This is a genomic window from Methylobacterium mesophilicum (genome assembly GCF_022179445.1).
Lineage (GTDB): Bacteria > Pseudomonadota > Alphaproteobacteria > Rhizobiales > Beijerinckiaceae > Methylobacterium > Methylobacterium mesophilicum.
The window spans coordinates 423192-438636 of record NZ_BPQU01000001.1; the positions used below are offsets into that span (position 1 = coordinate 423192).

A 15445-nucleotide genomic window follows, 5' to 3' on the forward strand; every position below is an offset into this window, starting at 1 on the left:
CCGCCGATCCGGTCCGGACCGGCGGGCGTCAAAGGTCTTCAGATGAGCTTGGCCATCGCCACGGCCGTGTCGGCCATGCGGTTCGAGAAGCCCCACTCGTTGTCGTACCAGGTCAGGATGCGCACCAGAACGCCATCCATCACCTTGGTCTGGTCGAGGTGGAAGGTGGACGAGTGCGGATCGTGGTTGAAGTCGATCGAGACGTTCGGCTGGTCGGTCACCCCGAGCACGCCCTTGAGCGGGCCGGCGGCGGCGGCCTTGATCGCGTCGTTGATCTCCTGGACCGAGGTGGCGCGCTTGGCCGTGAACACCAGGTCCACCGCCGAGACGTTCGGGGTCGGCACGCGGATCGCGGTGCCGTCCAGCTTGCCCTTCAGCTCGGGCAGGACCAGGCCCACGGCCTTGGCGGCGCCCGTGGAGGTCGGGATCATCGAGAGCGCGGCGGCGCGGCCCCGGTAGAGATCCTTGTGCATCTGGTCCAGCGACGGCTGGTCGTTGGTGTAGGAGTGGATCGTGGTCATGAACCCGCGCTCGATGCCCACGGCCGCGTCCAGCACCTGGGCGACCGGCGCCAAGCAGTTGGTGGTGCAGGAAGCGTTCGAGACGACGAGGTGCTCGGCGGTCAGCTTGTCGTGGTTGACGCCGTAGACCACGGTGAGGTCGGCGCCGTCGGCCGGCGCCGAGACCAGCACGCGCTTGGCGCCGGCGTCGAGATGGGCCTTGGCCTTGTCCTTCGCGGTGAAGATGCCGGTGCACTCGAGCGCGATGTCGACGCCGAGATCGCGGTGCGGCAGCTCGGCCGGGTTGCGCACGGCGGTGACCTTGATGCGCCGGCCGTTGACCACCAGGAACTCGCCGTCCACCGCGACCTCGCCGGGGAACCGGCCGTGCACGGAATCGAAGCGGAGCAGGTGGGCGTTGGTCTCCACCGGGCCGAGATCGTTGATCGCCACGACCTCGATGTCGGTCCGGCCGGATTCCGCGATGGCGCGCAGGATGTTGCGGCCGATGCGTCCGAACCCGTTGATGGCAACCTTCGTCACGGTGTGACTCCTTCCTGCTGCGGAGCACCGCGCACCGGGCCGGTCGCCCGGTCCTCGGCGCAGTGTCGTTCGTGTGGCCTCATCCTGTCCGAAAGCCGAAACCCGCCTTTCGGGATGACGCCGGGGCGGCCCGCCTCCAGGCCGACCGGGCGGGGCCGATCTGGGCGGGCGGGTTTGAACCTGCGATGAACCGGGCCGCGAGAGGCCGGGCCGCTCCGGCCGCGCCCATCGGATCCGACGGCGTTGGCTGAGGCCACGGGACTGTCACGGATCGGCCTTCCAGCCTATCTGAAGCGGCCCCTTCCGGGAGCGCGCGGCTGTCTAACATGGCGTCTCCACCTGTCAAACGCACGCCCGTGACAAACACGGGCCTATTCCACATCCAATAGACAGGGTTGTGCGGCGGCGATTGCTGAGCCGTAACGGCGTGGACACGCACCAACATTTCGGACTGGAATTCCGGACGCATCCGGCCGAAACTTACGGCCCCGAAGCATCGTCGCCTGAAAGCCCGCGCGGTCGGGACGATGCGCCCGGCGAGCGGAGCCCCATGGCCGACGACAGGACGGACCCGAACCCCATCGACGCGGCCTTCGCCCGGCTCGACGCCGCGTTGAGCCGCCTGGACGCGGTGGTGGCCCGCCGCCTGGAGGCCGAGGCCGAGCCCGACGACCGGGACGCCGAGCTGGCGCTGATGGACGAAGACCGGGCCCGGCTCGCCGCCGCCCTCGACGCCGCCAGCGCGCATCTGGCCGATGTCGAGGCCACGACCGGACTGGTCGGCCAGCGGCTCGACCGCGCGATCCAGACCGTCCAGGGCGTGCTCGGCCGGGCCTGACCGGTTCCGTCCAGCGCCGCCGTCCATCGGAGCGATCCTTGCCTCAGATCAACGTGACCATCGACGGAAAGCTCTACCGCATGGCCTGCGGCGCCGGCGAGGAGGCCCACCTCACCGGGCTCGCCGAGGGTTTCGGCGCCCGCATCGGCGAGATGCGCCAGAGTTTCGGCGAGATCGGCGACATGCGCCTCCAGGTGATGGCCGCCCTGACCATCGCCGACGAGCTGGCCGAGCTGCGCACCCGCCACGCCGCCCTGGAGGCCGAGACGGCGGAGCTGCGCAAGACCGCCGACGCGGCAGAGCGCAGCCGCGCGGAAGACGCCGCTCGCGCCGTCGACGGGATCGGGCGGGCCGCAGAGAGGATCGGGAAGCTGGCGGATTCTTTGGGGGGGAGCGGCGTGGGGAAGGGTGGGGTGGCTCGGGAGATTTTGTAAATCACATCATTCGTTTAACCAGCTTGCGGGGATCAGCTTCTCTCCACGTCGCCAACGTTCAACTATCGCTTTTTCAAACCAGGGTTCCTTTAAATCGGCGTGATCCATCAGGATGATTTGAAGGTGTGGGGCAAGCTCATCTGCTACTTGTGCGATTAGCGCGAACAATTGGTAGACGGCAGTTTTGTCCTCGTCTGGAAGCGCAACAATTGAACCTTCGTCCGCGTCGCGCTCAGGGGGATAGTGCGCTTGCGAAGGTTGATCTAGGATGAGAAAAGCCGGCACAGGCCGTTTTTTTAAACGAAACCATTTATGAAGTGCTAGGTGTGCGAGCACATGATACCCGACCCAATTCTCGCCGCTACCCATACGCTGAAGCGGCACTGGCCCATCGAGTGTATCAGCAACTACGGTCAGATTCTTGATGTCAAGCCGCAATTGGCTGCCTTTATGCTCTAAGTCAAGATCAACAGAGTAGTCGGTCATGTAGCGACCAATGATATTTAGGTACGCTTCTATACGCTCTCGGACTATTTCCACGTCGAGTTCTTGCTCTAGAAGTGTTACACGCGAGCGCGCCGCCTCCACTTGGCGATGGAGCGCAGATCCGTCTTGAGCGCTTGAAGCTGTTTCAAGATACTGAGTTATTTTCCCTATTGTTCGGGCTTGAATAATGAAGTTGTCTTGTTGAACTTTCAAAATCTCGTTCTCGCGAACGCGAGCTGTAATGAGTTGCTGGTTCTCCCGTAGTCGATTTTCTATCTGCTCTTCTTCGCGCTGAAGCGACACCAATCTGAGCTGAAGGCGGGGATTTTCAGCCTCTACGGCATTGAGTTGCTCGGCAATATCGCGCAGCGATCTTGCGACCTGACGCACTGATGGAATGGGAGTTTCGAGACGGCTCTCGCACAGTGGGCAATGTTGCCCTTCATGGTCGCTTTTCTTGAACAAACCCACAGCGCTTAGCCGCGCGCGCTGTTCCTTTGCCTCACGTTCGTAGCCTGTGCTTTCCGAGTTAAACAGACGAGTCGAGCGTAATTCCGCCTTAATATTTTCCAACTCGGCGCGAAGTCCCTGACGTTCGTTCCGTAGGTCGGCAAGAGCATCAGCTCCGTCGCCGACGAGAAGCTCATCCCGCACGATGTCATCCCGCGTCGCATCTCGCAGAGCTGCAATTACAGACCCGTATGTCGAAGCAGTGAGCCGCTCGTCTATCAGCCCAACTTGCTTCGCTTCCTCAAATAACCCTCGTGCACGGGGAAAGCTGCTTGTGTCCAAGTCGTCAGCTTCACGAAGTTGCCGCTCTAGCTGACGAAGCTGCCGCCGCGCAGCATCGAGTTGCGCTTGCTTGAGAAGTCAATCCTCATCGATTGCACCCAAGAAATAAGGCAACGTGTCTTTGATCGATTGTGCGATAAAATTGTCTTGTTGGCGGTGAAATAACACTTTTTTACTATCGATCTCGTCCTGATCTTGAAACGCAAAAACCAAGGCATGCCGAATGTTTGCCTCGAGCGGTGCTCGGGTCTGACCAACCGGTGGGCGGTGCTCGTTCTCACTGATTCCCACCGCCGCCGCGAGGAACTTCTCAACGGCGTCCACTGTCGTGTTTTTGTGAAGCGCAGCCAATGAGGGGGGAGTGATATCGCGCCCGCGCTCTAGGTGAACGTCACCACTCGTCCGCTCTCCCGGACCCGGATTCCGCCACGCCACGAAGATTTGAGAGTCGCCAAGTTGGAATAGCACTGAGAACCAAGCGACATGACGTCTGATTACACCTTCAGCAACATAGCATTCGCCGCGACCTGTACAATAATCGATGATATCTATCAATGCTGACTTGCCCGTCTTAGATGCTCCAGTCAGAATATTAAACGCGCCGGTTCGAAACGTTAGCTCTCGAAGATCTCCCTCATAATTGTAAAGAATAATCTTCGAAATTTGTATTGTCACAGAGCTATACTCCATGCTGCAATAATCGTGACCGAGGCGCCAGCCGTCGATAACCAGCGCCCGAGAAAGCCCGCGCGGTCCACGCACTCGCGCGCTTCAGCCGTAAAAAATTCGGTCTTCTTCTCAGTTGTAGAAACCTTATTCTTGCCGGCTACGAGACCGCCCCCTTCTTCGACCGCCAACGCGCCATTTGCGATCGCGAACATAATTGCCTCTTGGCTAAAGGGCTTTAACCTCTTTACACGTCCAGGGAAGTCAACGAGCTGCTCCCTATGTTCCTGCAACCAGGGCAGCATTGACGTTATGGTGGAGCCTGGAAGCGCCTGACGCGTGGCGCGATGCATAGTGATCGGCAGCACCAGAAATGCCAGTGCGAAAGGCATTGGACGCCCTCCCGATTTTTTCCCGAAGTCGACGACTGCCTTCGTTAAGAGCGTCGCACAGAACGCTGGATTGAACAGGTTAGCCTCTTCAACGGCGCGCTTCACCCAGGGCTGCATCACTAGTAGCGAACCTCAGGTATCGTCGGGATCGGAAGGCTTGTGAGCTTGATGTTCCGGGTGCCATCCGACGATGTGCCGGTTTGCCAGTATATGGAAGCTACCATGCGTCAAGAACCGCTGCCGAACAGTTCTAAGGGGGAAGTCTGCTTGGGTCTCAGCCCACTTGAATATCTTCTGGCCAGCCAAAATTTTGTGCCCGTCCGGGCATCCTTCCTCAAGTTCTTCTCTGACGGCTTCAAAAAGTGGCTCCCAGGCTTCAACTAATTCCCGCTCGTAGTTTTCGATCTCTCCATTGACGAGAAGTTCCTCACGAGCCCAACGGGAGCGTTGCTCGTATGCTCGATAGTAATCGCGGATCGCGAACTCAACACGCTTCGGTCCCACAGCAATCAGCCGGAGTTGGCGCACGAACGGCCGCTTGTCGAGGTCAGCGACGACCGCTTCCGAAGGTGTTTGGTCGGCGTAGTCGATCGGAAGTGCTTCACGCCGGAATCCTTCGCGGAGTTCATCCATCTTACTCTCGATCGCGGATATTGGGATCGACGCCGGGCCACCACCTGTTAGCGCCCTCACGACCACATTAAACCACCAACCCTCAAGACGCTCTATAAACAGGAGCAAGTGATTCTTCGAGACAGCGTGGCGCAACTCAAATGTTAGGTCATCGTGAACGTCGATGATGTTGGATGACCCGTCAAGAACGATGATGGCCCGCAACAAGCTCAGCCGAGCTTCTGGGAGCAGATCGAGAAATGCTGAGTAAGCGGCCTGGTTAATCTCATTCGTAGAAGTATCCGTAACCCTGATCAGGGCTTCTAAGGCTTTGGCTTCGTCGCGCTCACGGGCGCGAAGGTAGCTTGCCGCAGATTCCGGGGGAGCTATGCCTGTTGTCATCAGGACGAACGAGGTTTTGAATGGAGCATCAATGTCAGTAGATACTCGGTCGGCCCAAATACGCAGGGTCTTCCAAAGATCGGTGCTTGCGTCTGTGAGATTGCCCTTCTTCGCGATATGATGCTTCGCCTGGATCAGCTTAACCGGTTCACCAGCCTGTTCAAACGCAACGTCGTCGAAACGCTCTAGAGAAATCTCAAGATTGGGGTTTTCGGCTATGGCTTGAACGCCAGCGAAGAGCGCGTACCGGCATTGGTATAGGTAGCCGGTAGCTGACGCCGTCGCCCCATATTTGTTCACGCCAGGCGACATGCTCGTCAGCTCAGCCTCGCATTTTATGGCCCGGTGTGAGACTTAGCAGACGCGTGCGCTTCTCGCCACCTCACGTTGCAAAATGTGGGCGCCATTTATTGAAGACGCATCGTGAGTTTAGGTTCGGTGCTCGCGCCAACAATGCCCGAGCTTAAACTCGCTATCGGACCGCGCTGATAGCTGCTCGTGCGATCGGAATGGGCCAAATCTGACCGGCACCAACTTCCGCCCCCCCTCAACCAACCGTATCCGCAATATACCGCCCCAACGCCGCGGCAGCCCGCAGCATGTGCGCCCGCATCCGCCGCGCAGCCAGTTCCCCATCCCCCTCGGCGATGGCGGCAAGAATCTCGCCGTGCTCGTCCCGTGAGCGGCGGATCCGGTCGCCGTGGCGGAGCTGGGTCCGGCGGAAGGCGGCCAGGCGCTCGCGGATCGCCAGGGCCTGCTCGGCCATGAAGCTGTTGTGGGTCGCCGCGTAGAGCGATTCGTGGAAGGCGCGGTTGAGCCGGTCGTAGGCGTCGACGTCGCCGGCCTCCACGGCGGCGGCGGAATCCTCCTGCAGGTCCATAAGCCGGCCGCGCTCCAGCGGCGTCATCCGGTAGGTCGCCAGCCGAGCGCACATCGCCTCGATCTCCGCGGTGGTCTCGAACATGTCGGCGATGCGCTCCGGCGTCAGCCGGGCCACCACCACGCCCCGGCGCGGGCGGACCTCCACCAACCCGGAGGCCGCCAACTGGCGCAGCGCCTCCCGCACCGGGGTGCGCGAGGCGCCGTAGCGCTGCGCGAGGTTCTGCTCGTCGAGGGCCGTGCCGGCCGGGATCTCACCGGACGTGATCGCGTCGGTGAGCGCATTGCGGATCCGGTCGGAGAGAAGCCCGGTGTCGATCTTCTGGAACTCGCCGTGCATCACCTGGTCCCGCGTCCCCGCAGTCGGTCAACCGACCAGAGCCCGCACCGTCAAGTAAAAGATCGAGGGGCCGACCAGGCAGCCGATCCCGGTATGGAAGGTCGCGGTGAGCGCCCCGTAGGGCACCAGCTTCGGGTCCGTCGCCGCGAGCCCGCCCGCGACCCCGCTCACCGTCCCCATCAGGCCGCCATAGGCCATAGCCGACCGTGGGTTGTCGAGGCCGATCAGTTTCGCAACCAATGGTGTGCCGACCATCACCATCACGGCCTTGGTCACCCCGGTAGCGATGGAGAGCGCCATGACGGTGGAATCCGCCCCGATCGCCGCCCCGGTCACCGGGCCGACGATGTAGGTGATCGCCCCCGCCCCGATGGTCGTGATCGAGACCGCGTCGTGGTAGCCGAACGCCACCGCGGTGAGCGTGCCGACGAGGAACGGGATGATCGTGCCGAGCGCCAGCGCCAGCACGCCGACCAGCCCGGCCCGGCGGGCCTCGATCACGTCGACCTCGAACGCGGTGGCCACGATGGCGAAGTCGCGCAGCATCGCTCCGCCCATCAGGCCGATTCCGGCCAGCGCCGGGATGTCGGCGACGCCCTTCTTCCCGCCGGTGTAGAGCCCGCCGACATAGGCGAGCCCCAGCCCCAGCACGATCGCGATGGCCGAGCCGTGAACGCGGCCCCTCGTGAAGCGTTTGGCCGCCAGGTTGGAGACCAGGATCAGGGCGCCCACCACCGCGAAGGCCGCCACCAGGCTCTGCTCGATGAAGACGTGCTCGATGCCGTGCCAGATCCGATGTCCGAGGTCGTTGTCCATCGCGTGTTCCATGGCGCTCACCCCTGTTTCCCGGCCGGCACCGGATCGGCCTCGCCGCCGATCACGGAGCCGCCGTGCTCGACCTCCGGGCTGCCGGGATCGCGCCGACCGATCCGGCTCAGCAGCGCCACCGCGCCGAAGCACAGGACCAGGGAGCCGGTGGCCGCGATGATCACGATCGGGCCGCCGCTCACCGCCGCGACCACGTTCTGCTGGGCCGCCATGGCGACCACGATCGGGATGTACATGCCGGCCCAGAACTCGACGCCGAACTGCACGCCCTTGGTCAGGGCGCCCCGGCGGGACAGCCAGAGCCGGGCGACGATCAGCAGGATCATGGCGATGCCGACGCCGCCGACATTGGCCTTCACCCCCAGCGCGACGCCGAGGAGATCACCGAGATACACGCCGACCAGCGTGCACGCGGCCAGGAGGGCGACACCCAGGACGATCATCGGCGTTGCCCTCCCGCGGCGGTGTATGCGGGGCGCGGCGGCGCCCGTCTCGACGCGCTCGACATAGGGCGTCTCCTTCCCGAATCAGTCGCTCGTTGCTTGCCGACCAGTATGCAAGATATTGACACTTCGGCAATCCCGTATACGAAACTGTGATGAGAACGGCTTTGAAAATGCAAGACCGCGGGTTTATCCTGCTTCTTGCATACTGAGGGAGACAGCCGGATGACCCAGTGGCGCGGCGAACGCGAGGCGCGCGACGCCCGCATCGAGGCGGGGCGCGCGCACGCCGACGGCAAGGTCGTGCCGCCGGGCGCGGTGGTCGACCTGCTGGAGGCGGTGCTGCGCCCCGGCGACCGGGTCTGCCTGGAGGGTGACAACCAGAAGCAGGCGGATTGCCTGGCCCGGGGGCTGGCCGCCTGCGACCCGGACAAGGTCCACGACCTGCACATGGTCCAATCGGGCATCGTGCTGCCGGAGCATCTCGACGTGTTCGAGACCGGCATCGCCAAGCGGCTCGATTATTCCTATTCCGGCCCGCAGGGCGCCCGCATCGCCAAGATGCTCTACGGCGGCCAGATCCAGCTCGGCGCCGTGCACACCTACCTCGAGCTGTTCGCCCGGTACTTCGTGGACCTCACGCCCCACGTGGCGCTGATCGCCGGCGTCTCGGCGGACCGGGACGGCAACCTCTATACCGGCCCCAACACCGAGGACACGCCTACCGTCGTGGAGGCCACCGCCTTCAAGAACGGCGTCGTCATCGCCCAGGTCAACGAGATCGTCGACAAGGTCCCGCGGGTCGACATCCCGGGCGACCGGATCGACTTCGTGGTCGAGGCCGACACGCCGTTCTACGTCGAGCCTTTGTTCACCCGCGACCCGGCCGCGATGACCGAGACCCAGATCCTGATCGCCATGATGGCGATCAAGGGGATCTATGCGGAATACGGCATCCGCAGGCTCAACCACGGGATCGGCTTCGGCACCGCCGCGATCGAGCTGCTGTTGCCGACCTACGGTGAGAAGCTCGGCCTGAAGGGGAAGATCTGCACCCACTGGGCGCTCAACCCGCACCCAACCCTGATCCCGGCGATCGAATCCGGCTGGGTCAGCCAAGTCCACTGCTTCGGCTCGGAAGTGGGCATGGACCGCTACATCCGCGCCCGGCCGGACATCTTCTTCACCGGAGCGGACGGCTCCCTGCGCTCGAACCGGGCCTTCTGCCAGACGGCCGGCCTCTACGCCTGCGACATGTTCATCGGGGCGACGCTCCAGATCGACCTGATGGGCCATTCCTCGACGATCACGCAGTCGCGGGTGGCGGGCTTCGGCGGCGCGCCCAACATGGGCTCGGACCCGCATGGCCGCCGCCACCCGTCCGATGCCTGGATGAAGGCCGGGCGCGAAGGTCAGGTCGTCGGCGACCCCGCGCTGATGCGCGGCCGCAAGCTGGTGGTGCAACTGGTCGAGACCTTCGGGGAGAAGCTGGTGCCGACCTTCGTAGAGAAGCTCGATGCCCTGGAGCTTGCCAGGAAGATCGGGCTCGAGTTGGCGCCGGTGATGATCTACGCCGACGACGTCACCCACATCGTCACCGAAGAGGGCATCGCGAACCTCCTCCTGTGCCGGGACGCCGACGAGCGGGAACAGGCGATCCGCGGGGTCGCCGGCTACACCGATGTCGGTCGCGGCCGGGACCGGGCCAAGGTCGAGGAGTTGCGCGCCCGCGGGGTGATCCGCCGGCCGGAGGATCTCGGCATCGAACCCCTCGACGCCGACCGGGCGCTGCTCGCCGCGAAGTCGATCAAGGATCTCGTGCACTGGTCGGGGGGCCTCTACGAGCCGCCGGCGAAGTTCCGGAACTGGTGAGATGACCGCGATGGGCCGGCCACTCCCATCCACATCCTCATCCTGAGGTGCCGGGCGATCGCAGATCGTACGGCCTCGAAGGGGGCCTCCAGGGGCCGCCGAGATCACTGGAAGCCTCCTTCGAGGCCTCCGCTACGCTCCGGCACCTCAGGATGAGGTGTTCTGTTTGGATGACGGGACGTCCTGCGAGGAACCGATTATGGAATCCCTGACCTTCCGCCACACCACGAAAAAGCCGCTGCCCGGCTCGGTGCCGAACGCCATCACCGGCGTGGTGGCGTCGGGCAACCTGGAGATCCTGCTGGAGCGGGTGCTGCCGCCGGATGCCTGCGATATCGCGATCGAGACGCCGATCGCCGGATACGGTGCCGTCTGGGAGGCGGTGGTGGCGGATTTCGTCGCCCGCGCTCAGCCCGGGGGCCTGCGCATCAGCATCAATGACGGCGGCGCCCGTCCCGACACCGTATCGTTGCGCCTGCTCCAGGGCGCCCGGCTGATGGAGGCCTGACCATGGCTGGCGCACACGCCGCGAGCACCGACCCGGACGCCCTGAGCTGGTACGAGGCCACCGCCCGCCAGCGCGTGGTGGCGCTGGCCGATCCCGGCAGTTTTCACGAATTCCTGCCCCCGACCGAGCGGCGCATGAGCCCGCACCTGCCGCTGTTCGACCTGCCGCGGGCCTTCGACGACGGCATCGTGGTCGGCCGCGCCGCGCTCGACGGCAAGCCGGTGCTCGTCGCCGCCCAGGAGGGCCGGTTCATGGGCGGCGCCTTCGGGGAGATCCATGGGGCGAAGCTCGTCGGGCTCCTGCGCGCCGCGCTCACCCTGAAGCCGGCGGCTGTGCTGATCCTGTTCGACACCGGCGGCGTCCGGCTGCAGGAGGCCAATGCCGGTGAGACCGCCATCGCCGAGACCATGCGGGCGATCGTCGATGTCCGGGCTGCCGGCATCCCGGTCATCGGGCTGATCGGCGGCCGCGCCGGCTGCTACGGCGGCGGCGGCCTGATCGCCGGCACCTGCTCCCGGCTCGCCGTCTCGGAGGGCGGCCGGATCTCCGTCTCGGGCCCCGAGGTGATCGAGACCAACAAGGGCGCGGAAGAGTTCGATTCCCGCGACCGGGCTCTGGTCTGGCGGACCATGGGCGGCAAGCACCGGCGGCTGATCGGCGGGGCCGACGCGTTCTGCGCCGACTCCGTGTCGGCCTTCCGGCGGGCGGCGCTCGACCTGATCGGGCGGGCGCCGTCCTTCGATCTCGCGATGCTGGAGGCCGAGCAGGCCCGGCTCGAAGCCCGGATCGCGCGTTTCGGCGATTGCCGGGACGCCACCGGAATCTGGGCCCGGCTCGGCGTCAACGATCCTGAATCCGTGCCCGCCATGGACACACCCGCCTTCGACGAGACCGTGTCCCGGGTGAGGGAGGCCGACCATGACGCTCGCTGAGATTCTGGCCGGGCTGTTTCCGCAGGGCCATTCCGTCACCGTGCGCGACGGCCTCGTCACCGGCGGCGGCCCGTTCGCGGGCGAGACGATCCACGTCGTCGGGATCGACGGCGACACGCCGCTCGGGGTCGACGGGGCGCTGGTCCTGTCGCGGGCCGTGCTCGATGTCGTGCGGGCCGGCGACAAGGCGCCGATCCTGGTGGTGGTCGATTCCGACAGCCAGCGCATGAGCCGGCGCGACGAGTTGCTGGGGCTCAACGAGTGCCTGGCCCATCTCGCCAAGGCGCTGCTGCTCGCCGACCGCTCCGGCCACCCGACCATCGGGCTGATCTACGGCCATTCCGCCGCCGGCGCCTTCATCGCCACCGCGCTGGCGACCCGGATCCTGGCGGCGCTGCCCGGCGCCAACCCGAGCGTGATGGACCTGCCCTCGGTGGCGAAGGTGACCAAGCTGCCCCTCGACAAGCTCCAGGAGATGGCGAAATCGACGCCGGTCTTCGCCCCCGGGCTCGACAACATGGTGGCGGCTGGGGCAGTCCACGTCGTGCTCGATCCGGCCAAGCCGCTCGACGGCCAGATCCGCGACCTGATCGCCAACCTCCAACCCGGCGACGACCGGGATCGCCTCGGCGAGGAGCGCGGCGGGCGGCCGGTGGCGCGGGGGATCAGTGCGGCGGTGATCGCGCAGGCCGGATGTGGATAGGTGTCCGGCCACGCGATCCGAGGGGGGGCGCCTCGCACGCCCCCGTCGCCGCTGTGGCTGGACCTCTATCGCCACTTTCGATCCGTCGACGGGTCAAAGACCCTTGTCCGCGTGCGTCAGGGCGACCGGGTCTCCGCTCTTCGGAAGGGCGTCGTTCGTCTTGGACATCGCCAAGACCACCGAGGACGAGACAAGGATTGCGCCGCCCACCACCATATTCTGGGTCAGCAACTCTCCCATGAACAAGACGCCAAGACTGATCGTTACGGCCGGCTCGATCGTCGATACGATAGAGGTATGGATTGGTCCGAGCCGTTCCAGTCCTGCGATGAATGCATAGATCGCAACGGCCGTTCCGAACACGGCCAGCGACGCGATCCCGAACCAGGATTCGGCGTTTCGCGGTAGTCTGACCTCGGCGGCAACGCAGGCCAGGAGATAGACGATGGCCGCGGTCGTCAAGATGACGCTCGCTCGCGTCAGGGCGCTGGCATGATCTTTCATACGCCCGCCAATGATGATGTACGTCGCATAACTTACGGCGGCCATCAACGAGAGAACGATGCCCTTGGGCGATCCTTGCAAATCGCCGCCCAGGATCAACGCCAAGCCCATGAGAGCGGCCGAAACGATAGCCAGATCTTTCTTGCTGAACGCTTCGAATTTCATCGTCCAGGAGGTGATCGCGACGAAGATCGGATAAGTATACAACAGCAAGGCCACGGTCCCAGAGGACGCTTCAGAGAGCGCGGTAAAATAGAACCATGCCATGGCAGCGTAGAATACGCCCATCACGACGCACAAGAACAAGGCTTTGTTGCGTGGCCACGCCGCACGGGTTAGACATGCCGATATGGAGATAATGCCGGCCGCGATTGAAAATCGAAGGCCCAGGACCGTTCTGGTATCGATACCCTCATTGTATGTCAGGTGAACCGACAGGGCCATCGACCCGAAACCGAACGCCGAAAGAGCGACGAAAGCAAGACCCGTTATTTTTCGGTTTGGCACTATGGGCTCTCTATCGTCGCGTCTTAATGCTTACGCGGCAAGAATATCTTCTATCATCGAAGCCCAGTCAACGGATCGGCAAGATCGACGACGGACATCGACGGGTCGCTCATGGTGCCGGATGCTATCTGACGCGATCTTGTGGCCTACTGAGATCGATCAACAGTCCGACCATTGTTATCCCGTACAAGTGGTTGTGGCACAAAAAGCGTTGTCTGTCCGAGATGCCTCATGGCGAGCGTGGCTCGGAAGCGGCCATCAGGCGCGGCGGCCATCCCGCGCGGCCGGCGGGTCCAAGCGTTTCATCGGTGCGTGCGAACGGTGGGGTTCCGCGTTCCGACGTCCCCATGACGGAGCGCGGCTGAGCTGGCCGCGCGACGCCGACGACCGTCAGGGATTCGGGTGTGATCGGCCGCCGATGGTACGCGTCTCTCGCGCTTGCACGGCGCGCGAAATCCTTGTCGGAGAGGCAAGCATGGGAATGACCTGTCCCCCATGGCGGGACGACAGCACGTCGGGCGCCTTCACCCGGCAGGATCTGGTCCGCGCGGATCCCGGCGCCTGGGCGTCGTGGCTTCGCACTCGTGACGACCTTGCCGACGTCCCGCATCTCGCCGGTTGGGCCGCGGCGGGCCATCCGCTGATCGTCCGCCGCCGGGTCCCGGGGGAGGGTGCCGACACGGTGCCGCTGGGGCTGCCCCTGCCGCCAGCCGACGGCAAGCGTCGGATCGGCGTGGCCCTGCCGACCGAACACCTGACTCGGATGGCCGGGCCGAGCCTCGCCGAGGCCGCATCCCACGCCCCCGCCGCTTGGCAGGCGGTGATCGCCACCCTGATCGGCCTCGGCGACAGCTTCGGCCTGAAACCCCGACCGTTCGGCGGCCTGTTGTGGGAGGCGGTGACCGGGCTCACCTACCTGACCGCATCGTCCGACCTCGACCTGCTCTGGCCCTGCAAAGATCCGGTGCCCACCGGCCTGCTCGACGGACTCGCTTCCATCGCGGAAACCGCCCCGATGCGCCTCGACGGCGAGATCCTGCTGCCGGACGGGACCGGCCTGCACTGGCGCGAGTTGCGCGACGCGCCAGACGGCGGCACCGTGCTGGCCAAGGGCCTGGACGCGCTCGCGATGTGGCCGGTCGCCCCTCTGCGCACCCGGGAGACCGCATGAGTGTCGCGATCCTGCTCTCCGGCCAGGGCGGCCAGCACCCGGGGATGTTCGACCTCACCGCCGACCATCCCGCCGCGCAGGCCGTCTTCGCCGCCGCGACGCCGCTCCTGGGCGGCACCGACCCGCGCGACCTCGCCCATAGCGGCGGCGACGCGCTCCACGTCAACCGGACGGGCCAGATCCTGTGCTGCGTCGCCGCGCTCGCCGCCTGGCGGGGGCTGGCGTTCTCCGGCCGCGCCATCGTGGCCGGCTACAGCATCGGCGATCTCGCCGCCTGGGGCGTCGTCGGTCGGATCGCCGACGCCGACGTCCTGGCGCTGGCCGCCCGGCGCGCCGAGGCCATGGATTCCGCCTCCGGGGAGGGGTTCGGGCTCGCCGGGATCCGGGGCCTCGGGCTCGACGCACTCGAATCCCTGGCCGGACGTCACGCCTGCCACCTCGCTATCCGCAACGCCCCGGATAGCGGCGTCGTCGGGGGGCGACGCGATGCGCTCGAAGCCCTGTGCCGGGACGCCACCGGGGCGGGGGCGCAGCGGGCTGTGGTGCTACCGGTCCACACGCCCTCGCACACGCCGCTGCTGGCGGAAGCGAGCGATGCGTTCCGAAGCGCGCTCGGCGCCGTCACCCTGCACCACCCGCCGGCCGGCGCCCCGCGTCTCGTCACCGGACTCGACGGGGCGACGATGTTCCGGCCCGAGGATGGTCTCGACAAACTGGCACGCCAAATCTCCCATACCATCGACTGGGCAGCCTGCCTCGAAGCCGCTCGGGAATACGGCGCCGACCGGGTCATCGAACTCGGCCCCGGCCACGCGCTGGCCACGATGGCGCGGTCGGCCCTGCCCGACGCCCGGGTCCATGCGCTGGAGGAATTCCGGTCGCTCGACGGCGTCACCGCGTGGCTGACCCAACCCTAGGGCGAAGGGGCTTGCCCGCGAAGAATTCGGCCGGCCGCGCGTAATTCTTCGCATATCACGAGTCATGTCGCAGGCCGACGCGCCAGCCCGCGAAGACTATTCGCAGTCTGGCCTCACCTTGACGCGAAGGCCGGACCGGTCGTAGCAGCCGGGCAGCAACGGGACGGGACAGATTC

At 65.2% G+C, this 15445-nt stretch carries 17 protein-coding genes; 8 read left to right on the forward strand and 9 right to left on the reverse strand.

What is annotated here, in order from left to right; translation table 11 throughout:
- Window positions 1–38: 38 nt before the first annotated feature.
- Window positions 39–1043 carry a type I glyceraldehyde-3-phosphate dehydrogenase gene (gene gap, locus MFF40_RS02165; protein ID WP_147898041.1) on the reverse strand — a complete coding sequence of 335 codons (1005 nt, stop codon included), beginning with the start codon at window positions 1041–1043 and terminating at the stop codon, window positions 39–41.
- A 550-nt stretch (window positions 1044–1593) separates the two neighbouring features.
- Between gap and MFF40_RS02170 the strand changes: the two genes are divergently transcribed.
- Entirely contained in the window at window positions 1594–1881 is a 288-nt protein-coding gene (locus tag MFF40_RS02170) for a DUF4164 family protein (RefSeq protein ID WP_238259526.1), read from the forward strand.
- Window positions 1882–1919: 38 nt separating this feature from the next.
- Window positions 1920–2315 (forward strand): cell division protein ZapA, encoded by a 396-nt coding sequence (locus MFF40_RS02175; protein WP_238259528.1) that lies wholly within the window; start codon window positions 1920–1922, stop codon window positions 2313–2315.
- A 6-nt stretch (window positions 2316–2321) separates the two neighbouring features.
- On the opposite strand, the gene MFF40_RS02180 is transcribed toward MFF40_RS02175, so the two are convergent.
- The 7 genes from MFF40_RS02180 to madL all read right to left on the reverse strand — a co-directional run bounded on the left by MFF40_RS02180 (window position 2322) and on the right by madL (window position 8155).
- Entirely contained in the window at window positions 2322–3455 is a 1134-nt protein-coding gene (locus MFF40_RS02180) for a DUF3732 domain-containing protein (RefSeq protein ID WP_238259529.1), read from the reverse strand.
- Window positions 3456–3671: 216 nt separating this feature from the next.
- Window positions 3672–4283, reverse strand: a complete 612-nt coding sequence (locus MFF40_RS02185; RefSeq protein WP_238259532.1) for a hypothetical protein — start codon at window positions 4281–4283, stop codon at window positions 3672–3674.
- A complete protein-coding gene (locus MFF40_RS02190) occupies window positions 4265–4768 on the reverse strand; it encodes a three component ABC system middle component (protein ID WP_147898940.1) in 504 nt (167 codons plus the stop codon). Before MFF40_RS02190 ends, MFF40_RS02185 begins: the two co-directional genes overlap by 19 nt.
- A gap of 15 nt (window positions 4769–4783) precedes the next feature.
- Window positions 4784–5977 carry an ABC-three component system protein gene (locus MFF40_RS02195; RefSeq protein ID WP_147898941.1) on the reverse strand — a complete coding sequence of 398 codons (1194 nt, stop codon included), beginning with the start codon at window positions 5975–5977 and terminating at the stop codon, window positions 4784–4786.
- Between the two features lie 235 nt (window positions 5978–6212).
- Window positions 6213–6884 carry a GntR family transcriptional regulator gene (locus MFF40_RS02200; protein WP_147856369.1) on the reverse strand — a complete coding sequence of 224 codons (672 nt, stop codon included), beginning with the start codon at window positions 6882–6884 and terminating at the stop codon, window positions 6213–6215.
- 27 nt (window positions 6885–6911) lie between these two features.
- The gene (gene madM / locus MFF40_RS02205; RefSeq protein WP_147898951.1) at window positions 6912–7676 is read right to left on the reverse strand and encodes a malonate transporter subunit MadM; all 765 of its coding nucleotides are present in this window, start codon (window positions 7674–7676) and stop codon (window positions 6912–6914) included.
- 41 nt (window positions 7677–7717) lie between these two features.
- Window positions 7718–8155 carry a malonate transporter subunit MadL gene (madL, locus tag MFF40_RS02210; RefSeq protein WP_147856368.1) on the reverse strand — a complete coding sequence of 146 codons (438 nt, stop codon included), beginning with the start codon at window positions 8153–8155 and terminating at the stop codon, window positions 7718–7720.
- 225 nt (window positions 8156–8380) lie between these two features.
- Here madL and mdcA point away from each other — a divergent pair, with 225 nt between their 5' ends.
- The 4 genes from mdcA to mdcE all read left to right on the forward strand — a co-directional run bounded on the left by mdcA (window position 8381) and on the right by mdcE (window position 12170).
- Window positions 8381–10027, forward strand: coding sequence for a malonate decarboxylase subunit alpha (gene mdcA, locus MFF40_RS02215; protein WP_238259534.1), 1647 nt, complete (start codon window positions 8381–8383; stop codon window positions 10025–10027).
- A 199-nt stretch (window positions 10028–10226) separates the two neighbouring features.
- The gene (gene mdcC / locus MFF40_RS02220; RefSeq protein WP_238259536.1) at window positions 10227–10535 is read left to right on the forward strand and encodes a malonate decarboxylase acyl carrier protein; all 309 of its coding nucleotides are present in this window, start codon (window positions 10227–10229) and stop codon (window positions 10533–10535) included.
- A gap of 2 nt (window positions 10536–10537) precedes the next feature.
- Entirely contained in the window at window positions 10538–11467 is a 930-nt protein-coding gene (locus MFF40_RS02225; protein ID WP_147898943.1) for a biotin-independent malonate decarboxylase subunit beta, read from the forward strand.
- Entirely contained in the window at window positions 11454–12170 is a 717-nt protein-coding gene (gene mdcE, locus MFF40_RS02230) for a biotin-independent malonate decarboxylase subunit gamma (protein ID WP_147856411.1), read from the forward strand. The genes MFF40_RS02225 and mdcE overlap by 14 nt, the downstream gene beginning before the upstream one ends.
- A 93-nt stretch (window positions 12171–12263) precedes the next feature.
- Here mdcE and MFF40_RS02235 read toward each other — a convergent pair whose 3' ends face one another.
- A complete protein-coding gene (locus MFF40_RS02235; RefSeq protein WP_283206081.1) occupies window positions 12264–13181 on the reverse strand; it encodes a DMT family transporter in 918 nt (305 codons plus the stop codon).
- Window positions 13182–13662: 481 nt separating this feature from the next.
- On the opposite strand from MFF40_RS02235, the gene mdcG reads away from it, so the two are divergent.
- Both mdcG and MFF40_RS02245 read left to right on the forward strand, forming a co-directional pair.
- The gene (mdcG, locus tag MFF40_RS02240; RefSeq protein WP_147898945.1) at window positions 13663–14352 is read left to right on the forward strand and encodes a malonate decarboxylase holo-[acyl-carrier-protein] synthase; all 690 of its coding nucleotides are present in this window, start codon (window positions 13663–13665) and stop codon (window positions 14350–14352) included.
- Window positions 14349–15269, forward strand: a complete 921-nt coding sequence (locus MFF40_RS02245) for an acyltransferase domain-containing protein (RefSeq protein WP_238259540.1) — start codon at window positions 14349–14351, stop codon at window positions 15267–15269. The genes mdcG and MFF40_RS02245 overlap by 4 nt, the downstream gene beginning before the upstream one ends.
- The last annotated feature ends 176 nt before the right edge of the window (window positions 15270–15445 follow it).